Origin of the sequence: Micromonospora sp. DT41 (assembly GCF_049841715.1) — a bacterium.
Taxonomy (GTDB): domain Bacteria; phylum Actinomycetota; class Actinomycetes; order Mycobacteriales; family Micromonosporaceae; genus Micromonospora; species Micromonospora profundi.
Window position 1 is genome coordinate 493,531 of sequence record NZ_JBNCKU010000002.1, and the last position, 10,566, is coordinate 504,096.

A 10,566-nucleotide genomic window follows, 5' to 3' on the forward strand; every position below is an offset into this window, starting at 1 on the left:
CCGGGCCGAGTTCGGGTCTACGTTGAAACAGACCGAACAGTCTGTTGGAAGGGTTGACGTACATGCGAACCACCACCGGATGGCGGGCCGCCGGCCCGGCCTCGTTGCGGCGTACCGAGATCCAGCGCCGGGACCTGCGACCCGATGACATCGCGGTACGGGTCGACTACTGCGGCGTGTGCCACAGCGACCTGCACGCCCTGCGCGACAACGACCCGCACGCACTCCTGGTGCCCGGTCACGAGTTCACCGGCGTGGTGACCGCGACCGGCCCCGAGGTGACCGCCTTCTCGATCGGCGACCACGTCGCGGTGGGCAACATCGTCGACTCCTGCGGAACGTGCGGCATGTGCAGGGCCGGCCAGGAGAACTTCTGCCACTCCTTCCCGACCCTTACCTACGGCGGCGCCGACCGGCAGGACGGGTCGACCACGCTGGGCGGCTTCTCCCGCGAGTACGTCGTCCGCGACGCGTTCGCCCACCCCCTCCCCTCCGGCCTCGATCCGGCCGCCGCCGCACCACTCATGTGCGCGGGCGTCACCGTCTGGGAACCCCTGCACTCCCTCGGCGTGGGCTCCGGCAGTCGCATCGCCGTGGCCGGTCTCGGCGGCCTGGGCCACCTCGCTGTCAAGATGGCAGTGGCGCTCGGCGCCACCACGACCGTCATCAGCCGCACCCAGGACAAGCGCGACGACGCCCGCCGGCTCGGCGCCCACGACCTCATCGACTCCACCGACACACAGCAGATGGCCGCGGCGCGGGACACCTTCGACGTCGTCATCGACACCATCTCCGCACCTCACGACCTCGCCCCGTACCTGAAGCTTGTGGCGATGGACGGCACCCTCAGCCTCCTCGGCTACCTGGGCCCGGTCACCGTCGAGGCCACTGACCTGCTCATCGGGCGCAAGAAGCTCAGTTCCGCGGGCAGCGGAGGTCGTCCCGCGACCGCCCGGATGCTCCAGTTCTGCGCCGACAACGGCATCGCCGCCGACGTCGAGGTCCTCCCGTCGGCGCAGGTGGACACGGCACTCGACCGCCTCCGGCGAAACGACGTCCGCTACCGCTTCGTGCTCGACATGTCCGACCTGGACTGATCGGACGCTCGACCCGGGCCAGGACGTGCGGCAGGTCCGAGATCCCGTGACGCTCTCAGGTGACGACGATCCGGGCGTCGTCGGGCAGTCGGCGGGTAGCGCCCCGGCGGTCAAGCAACTCCAGCAGCGGCACCGCCACCCGGCGGGTGGTGTCAAGCGCCTGCCGGGCCGCCGACAAGGTGAACGGCTGGGGCAGCCCGGCCAGCACCCGGACCGCGTCGTCGAGCGCGTCGGGCAGCAGCACCACGTTGTCGGCCAGTCGCAGCAGAGCCCCGGCGCGCACGGCGGCGCCGATCTCCCGGGGCCCCAGGCCCAGGTCGACGAGGTGGTCCGCCTCGGGGGCGCGGAACGGCCGGTCGCCGTACTCGTCGCGGACCCGCTGCACGGCCCGGGCCACCGGCTCGGGCAGATCGGCCACACCCGCCGTACCGACCCGACCCGCGTGGACGCGCAGCGGTGGCCGGATCAGGGCCTCGACCAGCACACGATCGGGCAGAGCCAGACGCTGACGCAGCACGTCCACAGGCATCCCGGGCTCCAGCGGGTGGTCCCGTGCGTAGCGGGTGACCTCCTCGGTCACCTGCTCGCCGAGCCGCCGCCAGTGCGCGGGGTCGGCCAGCCAGTCACCGGCCACGGGCGCGACGTGTGCCGGCACACCCATCCGGATGAGCGTGCCGGCACGGATCAGTCGACGGCGGCGCAGTTCCCCGGCCAGGTCGGGTCGACCGTCAAGGTCGGCGAGGACCTGCGCGCGGGCCGCGGCGGCACCCCGGCGGGCCAGCGGCGGGGGCGCGACGTCAAGCACGCGTACGCCGCCGGCCACGTGGTGCCGCCCCGGATCGCGCAGCAGCGCCCGGTCGCCCACCAGCAGCGGCAACGGCCGCGCCAACCGGAGCCGCACGGTGTCCGCGCCGAGCGGTCGGACCCGCACCGGCACCGCCGCCGACCCGACGTGCAGGGTGAGGGCTGCCGGCAGGTCGGCGGCCGGGTCGCCGGTGAGCCGCACGTCGACGAGGTCGGTGCGGTGGAACCGGCCCGAGGTGAGCAGCGCGTCGCCTCGGCCGATCCGGTCGCGGGACGTACCCCGAAGGTTGACCGCGACCCGGGCGACGGCCGCCACGTCCGGTCGGGCCTCGCCCAGCGAGTGCAGGCCGCGGACCCGGACCGTCTCCTGCGTGCCGGCCAGCTCCAACTCGTCGCCCACCCGCAGTCGGCCGGCGCCCAGGGTGCCGGTCACCACTGTGCCGCTGCCCCGCACGGTGAAGCTGCGGTCCACCCAGAGCCGGACCGGGTCGTCCACGGCCGGCGCGGGCAGGCCGGCGGCGAGCCGGTCCAGGGCGGTCCGCAGCTCCGGCAGGCCGGCGCCGGTGAGGCCACTGACCGCCACCGCCTCCACCGTGCCGAGGCTCGTCGCGGCGATCTCGGCGCGGGCGCGGGCCGTCGCCGGCCCCGGATCGGCCAGGTCCGCGCGGGTCACCGCAAGCAGGCCATACCGGACGCCGAGCGCGTCGAGCGCTGCCAGGTGCTCAGCGGACTGCGGCATCCATCCCTCGTCGGCGGCCACCACGATCAGCGCGGCGGGCACCGGGCCGACACCGGCGAGCATGTTCGGCACGAACCGCTCGTGGCCGGGCACGTCGACGAAGGCGATCGTGGCGCCAGACGGCAGCGTCGTCCAGGCGAAACCCAGGTCGATTGTCATGCCCCGGCGGCGTTCCTCCGCCCACCGGTCCGGTTCCATCCCGGTCAACGCCCGGACCAGTGTCGACTTGCCGTGGTCGACGTGCCCGGCGGTGGCGACGACGAACATGCTCAGTCGTCCCCGGGTACCCGCAGCACGGCCAGCCGGACGGCCTCGTCGGCGTCGGCGGGTACACAGCGCAGGTCGAGCAGGAGCCGACCCCGCACCACCCGGCCGAGGATCGGCTGCTCTCCGGTACGCAGCGGCGCGACATACCGTTCGGGCAGGCTCAGCGCCCACGAGTCCAGCTCCACGCCGGGAGCACCGCCACCGCCGACCACGGCGACGGCCGGCACCACCTCGGCCTTGCGGCCGTCCGCGCCGAGCCGGTCGCGTAACCGCTCCACCCGCTCGCGCAGGATGCCCGGGTCGGCGTGCAGCGCCGCCCGGGTCGGTGTGTCGGGTTGGTGCACTGTGGCGCCGAGCGCGGCCAGGGTGAGCTTGTCGACGCGCAGCGCACGGGCCAGGGGGTGGCGGCGCAGCCTGTCGATCAGCTCGCCGTCGCCGAGCAGCAGCCCCGCCTGCGGCCCACCCAGCAGCTTGTCGCCGCTGGCGGTGACAAGCGCGGCGCCGGCGCGCAGGGTGTCCGCCGCGTTCGGTTCGTCGGGCAGCAGCGGGTCCGCAGCGAGCAGGCCGGAGCCGATGTCGGCGACCACAGGCACCCCGAGCGTGGCCAGTTGTCGTACCGGCGTGGCGGAGGTGAAGCCGGTGACCTGGAAGTTCGACGGGTGCACCTTGAGCACGAAGCCGGTCTGCGGGCCGATTACGGCGGCGTAGTCCGCGAGCGTGGTGCGGTTGGTGGTGCCCACCTCCCGCAGCCGGGCTCCGGTGCTCTCCAACAGGTCGGGCAGGCGGAACCCGTCCCCGATCTCGACCAGTTCACCCCGGCTCACCACGATCTCCCGACCGGCGGCCAACGCGGTGGCGGCCAACACCAGCGCGGCAGCGCCGTTGTTCACCACGTGCACGGCGTCCGCGTCGGGCACCGCTGCGGCGAGCGCGTCGAGCGCGTCCCGGCCCCGGCGGGCACGTCGCCCGGTGGTCAGGTCCAGCTCGACGTCGGTGTGACCGGCGGCCGCCACGACGGCTGCCACAGCTGTGGACGACAACGCCGCCCGGCCCAGATTGGTGTGCAGCACGACGCCCGTGGCGTTCAGCACCACGCGGGGAGCCGGGGCCGGCAACGCGGCGACGGCCGCGTCCCGTACCTCGTCGGGGTTGATCTCACCTCGGCGGGCGCGCTCCTGCGCGCGGACGACGAGCGCCTTGACCCGGTCCCGGCCCAGGGACGCGGCTGCCGCTACCAGCTGCGGGTCGGCCAGCAACGTGTCGGTGCGGGGCACCCGACGTCGCGGATCGCCGTCGCGCATCGCTCATCTCCTGCCGCTTGGCGGAGACGGACGGGAATCGAACCCGCCTGGCCCGGGTCCCGGACCACACCGGTTTTGAAGACCGGGAGGGGCACCAGCCGCCTGAACGCCTCCGTCGGACATTCGATCACAACGCCGACGTGGGCGCTCAGTCAGCCGGCAGATCCGCCCTGGTCCGCCGGGCGTTCACCCGCTCGCGTTGCGGCACCACCGTGTAGCGCGGGTCGCGCGCCGACGCCACGCCGCCGTAGAAGATGCCGAACCGGGTGACCACCGACGCCGCCAGCAACGCGGCACCGGAGAGCGCGCCGACCGCCCGGCTGCGCCGTCCCAGCACCGCCCCGGTGACCCCGGCGGCGGTCAGCAGCCGACCGGCGCGCAGCAACCGACCGGGCCGGCCCAGCCGGTAGGGCTCGCTGAGCAGCCCGAGCCGGGTCTCCACCCGGTGCGCGCCGTACAGCTCCAGGGCCGCGCCGGCCACCGCCATCCGCCGGGCCGGCCCGGCCTCGGCGGGCGGCGCGGCGAGCAGACCCACGCCGGCGCCGCTGGCCAGCGCGCTGCCCGCGAAGACGATAGGCAACTCGGGGTACGCCTCATGCCACGACGGCACCGCCGTGTCGGCGAGCAACACCCCGGTGTACGTGGCAAGCGCCGGAGCCGTGGCGGCGGCGACCAGCCCAGCGGCGTGCCCGACCGGCGGCAGAGCCCGACCGGCCAGCCCGAGCAGGCCACGCCGGGGCAGCAGGCCGGCGCCCTCGGCGATCGCCGCGACACCGGCGGCCGGCCCGAACGCCGTGAGGATCCAGGTGCCCACCGACATGGGCGAGGTCGGCTTCGCCACCCGCAGCATGTGGTGGAACCGCGCCGGCCGGCCCAGGTCCCGGATCAGGAACACGGCGCTGGCGCTCACGGCGGCCAGGGCGGTGACCCGCCCTGCTCGGCGCAGCGTTGGCCGGCCGGTGACCTGCCCACCGGCGGCGAGCAGCGACGAGCCGGCGGCCAGCCCGCCGGTGAACAGGTACGCGGCGATGTCCCACTTCCACACCGGCGCCTTGAGGATCGGCCTGCCGTAGTACGAGGTGAACTCCGCCTCCGGCACCCGCAGTTCCTCGCCACCACCGCGCCGACCGCCACGCCGACCGGCCGGCATGCCGTTGCGGCGGCTTGCTGGTGGTGCGGTCCCGGCTGGCTGTGGGGCCGGGGTCGCGCTGTGGAGGCCGGATGCGTCGGCGCGGTCGGTCGTGGGCCCGTCGGCGGCGAGGCGGTCGCGGAAGCGGCGGAACAGTTCGCCCACCGGTGGGCGGTGTGGGCTCACGAGGATCTCCCGACGAAGGCGGCGACGGTAGCGGCGGTCATGGCAAGTGCGGCGAGGCCTGCGCGTTTCCACATCGCCGGCAGATCCCGCGTGGTCACCACCGGATCGGGCGGCAACCCATACACCTCCGGCTCATCCAACAACAGAAAGAACGCACCATCACCACCCACCCCATCGTTCGGGTCATGCCCGTACAACCGCGCCTCGGACACACCCCGACCGTGCAACGTCGCCACCCGCTCGGCAGCACGCTCCCGCAACTCGTCCAACCGCCCGTACTGGATCGACTCCGTCGGGCACGCCTGCGCACACGCCGGCGTCATCCCCGCACCCAACCGGTCGTAGCACAGCGTGCACTTCCACGCCCGACCATCACCCCTACGCTGATCGATCACCCCGTACGGACACGCCGAAATGCAGTACCCACACCCATTACAGATGTCCTCCTGCACCACCACCGTCCCGAACTCCGTCCGGAACAACGAACCCGTCGGACACACGTCCAGGCAGGCCGCATGCGTGCAGTGCTTACAGACGTCCGACATCATCAACCACCGAAAATCCGTACGCCCCTCCGCGCCCGTGCCCCGACCCGGCGGCTGCGCACCCGGCATCCCCAGAAACTCCGGACCGGCAGCCCGGCCGCTGGCGGGCAGGGCGCTGGCGGCAACGTCGCTTCGGCCTGCGGCATTCGAGGCGGCAGCTGAGCCGCCAGCGACGGGCTCGCCCAGCACGTCGACAGGCCCGCCGATGGCATCGCCGTGGTCGCCGCCGGACGTGCGGGCACCACGGTTGTCGCCGTCGGACATGCGGGCACCGCCGCTGTCGCCGCCGGACATGCGGGCGGCGGCCGACGGTGAGCCGGTCGGCAGGCCCGGCTGGGTGCCGGTCGGGTCGGTGGTGCCGGCCGCGACGGCCGCCGACGCCGCGCTGGCCGTGCCTCCGGTCGGGGTACCCGTGAACGGCGCGCCGCCGTGCCCCGTCGGACGGGGCTGTTCGATGAACGCGACGTGTCGCCACGAGTTCGCGGTCAGCGCACCGGTGTTGTCGTACGACATGCCCAGCAGGTCAAGGCCGGAGCCGGGCACCCCGTTCCACTCCTTGCAGGCCACCTCGCACGCCTTGCACCCGATGCACACGCTCGTGTCGGTGAAGAACCCCATCCGCGGCGGCGCGTCCTCGTAGCCGGCGTCGGGCGCCGGGTCGAGCGGCCCGTACAGACTGTTCGGGTCAGGAAGCACCGTGCGCCTCCCCGTCGTTGTCAATTGTCACGGCCGGCGCGTGCCCTCCCGGACTGATACCGGCCCGGCGCTGGTAGTCGGCGACCAGGTCGAGCAACGCCGACCCGGTGGGCCGGCGACCCGGCCGCACGTCGCAGGTGCCGATCTTGCTTTCCTGGATGAGGACGTTGGGGTCGAGGGTGATGCCGAACAGGTCGTTGGCCGACTCGCCGGTGACCAGACCCTCGAAACCGAAGTGGTACGGCAGCCACACCTGATGGATTACCCGCCCGTCCACCCGCAGCGGCGTGAGTCGATCGGTCACCAGCACCTTCGCCTCGATCACCGCGCGACCGCTCACCAGGTGCGCCCAGCCCAGATGCGCCAGCCCGGTCTCGGCGGCCAACTCCGGTGACACCTCGACGAACATCTCCGGCTGCAGCTCGGCGAGCGGCCGCACCGTCCGGCTCATCCCGCCTGCGGTGTGGTGCTCGGTGAGCCTGCTGACAGTGAAGACGTACGGGAAGACCTGGTCGTGCTCCTCCGGCGGGCTCGGGTTCACCGAGTTCACCGGGTGCGCGTACGACTTGCGGGTCGGGTTGGCCTGCTGGCGGTAGAGCGGGTTACGCACCGGCGACTCGACAGGCTCGTAGTGCGTCGGCAGCGGCCCGTCCAGGACGCCGCTGGGCGCGTACAACCAGCCCTTGCCGTCGCCCTGCATGACGAACGGATCATCGCCGGCGATGCCCTCGGTGCCGGACGCGCCGGGCGGCGGACGATACGACGGCGGCTTGGTCTTCTCGAAGTCCGGCACGTCGTAGCCGGTCCATTCGCCCTTGTCCGGGTCCCACCACACGTACTTCTTGCGCTCGCTCCACGGGTTGCCGTCCGGGTCGGCGGAGGCGCGGTTGTAGAGGATCCGCCGGTTCGCCGGCCACGCCCAGCCCCACTCGGCGGCCACCCAGTCCTGCTCGTGTCGGGACTTACGGCGAGCTGCCTGGTTGACGCCGTCGGCGTACACACCCGTGTAGATCCAGCAGCCGATGGCTGTGGAGCCGTCCGGCCGGGCCTCGGCGAAGCTCGACAGCGGGCGACCGGTCGTGACGTCGTACCCGTTGATCTCGCGCAGGACCGCCTCGGCGCTCGGCTCGTCGCGCGGACCGTGCGTGGGGTAGTCCCAGGTGAGGTCGAGCAGCGCCCGGTCGCGCGGCAGTTGCGAGTCGGCGAGCTTTTCGCGCAGCTTGCGGCCGAGATGGTAGAAGAACCACAGCTCCGAGCGGGCGTCGCCTGGCGGCTCGACGGCTTTCTCCCGCCACTGCAACAACCGCTGCGTCTGCGTGAAGGTGCCCTCCTTCTCCACGTGCGAGGCAGCGGGCAGGAAGAACACCTCCGTACGGCACTCCTCCGGCACGATCTCGCCGGTGGCCACCTCCGGACCGTTCTGCCAGAACGTCGCACTCTCGATCATGAACAGATCCCGGACCACCAACCAGTCCAGATTCGCCATCCCCAGCCGCTGCGCCCGACCGTGCGCCGAACCGACAGCAGGGTTCTGCCCCAGCAGGAAATACCCCTTGATCTTCCCGTCGATCATGTTCAGCACCTGCTGATAGGTGCCGTGGTCGCCGGTCAGGCGGGGTAGGTAGCCGTAGCAGTAGTCGTTGTCCGGTGTAGCCGCATCACCCCAGTACGCCTTGAGCAGGCTGGCGGCGAACGACTCGGCGTTGCCCCAGAAGCCCTTCTGCCCCGGGTGCCGGATGCTGTCGACCCACTCGTCGAAGGTCGGGTGATCGGCGTGGTGCGGCATCGGCAGATAGCCCGGCAACAGGTTGAACAACGTCGGAATGTCCGTCGAGCCCTGGATGCTGGCATGGCCGCGCAGCGCCATCACCCCGCCACCAGGGCGGCCCATGTTGCCAAGCAGCAACTGGATGATCGCGCCGGTACGGATGTACTGCACACCCACACTGTGCTGCGTCCACCCCACCGAGTAGATCAGCATGCCGGTGCGGTCGCGGCCCGAGTTGGCCGTCCACGCCTGCGCGAGTTCGAGGAACTTCTCCTGCGGGATACCGCAGACCCGCTCCACCATCTCCGGCGTGTAGCGGGCGAAGTGTCGCTTCAGGATCTGGTAGACGCAGCGCGGATGCTGCAACGTCTCGTCGCGCTGGGTCTGACCGCTCACCTGGGCACCGTGCGACTCGTGCTCCAACCCGGCTGCGGTGTCGCGCTCCTTGGCTGTGTGCCCGCTGCCCGAGGAGTCCTCGTGGCCCGCGTACTGCCAGCTGTCCTGGACGTAGCTTCCGGTCTCCGGGTCGAAGCCGGAGAAGAACCCGTCGCCGTCCTCGGTGTCGCTGAACTGCTCGCTGATGATCGTCGCCGCGTTGGTGTACGACAGCACGTACTCCCGGAAGTCCAGCTCGTTCTCCAGGATGTAGCGCACCACCCCACCGAGCAACGCGATGTCCGTACCCGCCCGAATCGGCAGGTACGAGTCGGCCACCGCACTGGTCCGCGTGAACCGCGGGTCGACGTGGAACACCTTCGCACCACGGCGCTTGGCCTCCATCACCCACTGGAAACCCACAGGGTGCGCCTCGGCCATGTTGGAGCCCTGGATGACGATGACGTCAGCGTTTGCGATGTCCTGCTGGAAATCCGTCGCACCGCCACGACCGAAACTGGCCCCCAGACCGGGGACTGTGGCGGAGTGTCAAATACGGGCCTGGTTCTCGATCTGCAACGCGCCCGCCGCGGTGAACAACTTCTTGATGAGGTAGTTCTCCTCGTTGTCCAACGTCGCCCCACCCAGGCTGGAGAAACCCAGCGTGCGGTTGAGCGGGCGGCCCTGCGTGTCGACGTCCTCCCAGGTCTGCTCGCGTGCGGCGAGCACCCGGTCCGCGATCATGTCGAGCGCGGTGTCGAGCTCCAGGTCTTCCCACTGCGTCGAGTACGGACGGCGGTAGCGGACCTTCGTCTGCCGCAGCGGGCTCGTCACGAGGCTCTTACTCGCCGAGCCCTTCGGGCACAGCCGACCGCGCGAGATCGGGCTGTCCGGATCACCCTCGATCTGACTGACCTGCCCGTCTTTGACGAACACCCGCTGACCACAACCCACAGCGCAGTACGGGCACACGGACCGCGCGACGCTGTCGGCGGTCTCGGTGCGGGCGGTCAACTCTGCCGTACGCGTGGACTGCGCCGCGACGCCCCGGCCGAGCGGGTCCGTGCCGGTGAGCTGCCGATAAACCGGCCAACCCTCGATGAAGGTCCGCAGACCCATCCCCGACACCCCCTCCCACGCGAGCGACCCCACGAACATAGGTCAGGCGAGCGGTCTTCGCGAACCGAGGTCCCAGTCGTCGGGCGCAGAGACAGCGCCGCCCCCGACCGGGTGGGTCGGGGGCGGCACCGGTGTCGGTGTGCAGGTCGCCTCTCGGCGAGTGGCGCGACGCGGCTCCAGCCTGACGGTATTCCGCGACGGCGATATTAGGTGAGGCCCGGGGACACTGGATCACACCGACACAGCTACACAACCAGCCAACGCCCCGCCGTGTTCCCCACCCCGCCGACCGCACCCGACGCGAGGCTTGGGGCCACGAGATCTTGGACAGGTGCCGCAGGCCATGCACCTACCCCGCACCAACCAACAACGCGTCACGCGCCAACCCCGTCGTGGCGCGCGTCTGACGCGGATATGCCGATGGCCGGCACCCCGTGTCGGGGTGCCGGCCATCAGTCAGTGCGGTGGGTCAGCTGTTCCAGTGCTGGGCGACGAGGTCGGCGGCCTGCTGCTCCCACTGGGCGTAGGCGTCCGGGTAGG

6 protein-coding genes and 1 tRNA gene are annotated in these 10,566 nt (G+C 71.8%); 1 reads left to right on the forward strand and 6 read right to left on the reverse strand.

Features of this window, described 5'->3' with window-relative positions; genetic code table 11:
* Positions 1-62: 62 nt before the first annotated feature.
* Entirely contained in the window at positions 63-1,097 is a 1,035-nt protein-coding gene (locus ACLQ23_RS06330; protein ID WP_425735918.1) for an NAD(P)-dependent alcohol dehydrogenase, read from the forward strand.
* Between the two features lie 55 nt (positions 1,098-1,152).
* Here the strand turns inward: ACLQ23_RS06330 and selB are convergent, their stop codons facing one another.
* The 6 genes from selB to fdh all read right to left on the reverse strand — a co-directional run bounded on the left by selB (position 1,153) and on the right by fdh (position 10,026).
* Complete coding sequence (gene selB, locus ACLQ23_RS06335; protein ID WP_425735917.1) at positions 1,153-2,907, reverse strand: selenocysteine-specific translation elongation factor; 1,755 nt, start codon at positions 2,905-2,907, stop codon at positions 1,153-1,155.
* 2 nt (positions 2,908-2,909) lie between these two features.
* Positions 2,910-4,208: an L-seryl-tRNA(Sec) selenium transferase gene (gene selA, locus ACLQ23_RS06340; RefSeq protein ID WP_425735916.1), complete on the reverse strand. Its 1,299-nt coding sequence runs from the start codon at positions 4,206-4,208 to the stop codon at positions 2,910-2,912.
* Between the two features lie 18 nt (positions 4,209-4,226).
* Positions 4,227-4,322: transfer RNA gene (locus ACLQ23_RS06345), tRNA-Sec, on the reverse strand.
* Between the two features lie 34 nt (positions 4,323-4,356).
* On the reverse strand, positions 4,357-5,523 hold the full coding sequence (gene nrfD / locus ACLQ23_RS06350; protein ID WP_425735915.1) for an NrfD/PsrC family molybdoenzyme membrane anchor subunit: 1,167 nt from the start codon (positions 5,521-5,523) through the stop codon (positions 4,357-4,359).
* Positions 5,520-6,764: a 4Fe-4S dicluster domain-containing protein gene (locus ACLQ23_RS06355; RefSeq protein WP_355633208.1), complete on the reverse strand. Its 1,245-nt coding sequence runs from the start codon at positions 6,762-6,764 to the stop codon at positions 5,520-5,522. Before ACLQ23_RS06355 ends, nrfD begins: the two co-directional genes overlap by 4 nt.
* Positions 6,754-10,026, reverse strand: coding sequence for a formate dehydrogenase (gene fdh / locus ACLQ23_RS06360; RefSeq protein ID WP_425735914.1), 3,273 nt, complete (start codon positions 10,024-10,026; stop codon positions 6,754-6,756). Before fdh ends, ACLQ23_RS06355 begins: the two co-directional genes overlap by 11 nt.
* Positions 10,027-10,566 lie beyond the last annotated feature (540 nt).

Bases quoted from the DNA above. Each gene is read 5' to 3' on its own strand.
- ACLQ23_RS06330 (WP_425735918.1), top strand. From the start codon at position 63: ATGCGAACCACCACCGGATGGCGGGCCGCCGGCCCGGCCTCGTTGCGG.
- selB (WP_425735917.1), bottom strand. From the start codon at position 2,907: ATGTTCGTCGTCGCCACCGCCGGGCACGTCGACCACGGCAAGTCGACA.
- selA (WP_425735916.1), bottom strand. From the start codon at position 4,208: ATGCGCGACGGCGATCCGCGACGTCGGGTGCCCCGCACCGACACGTTG.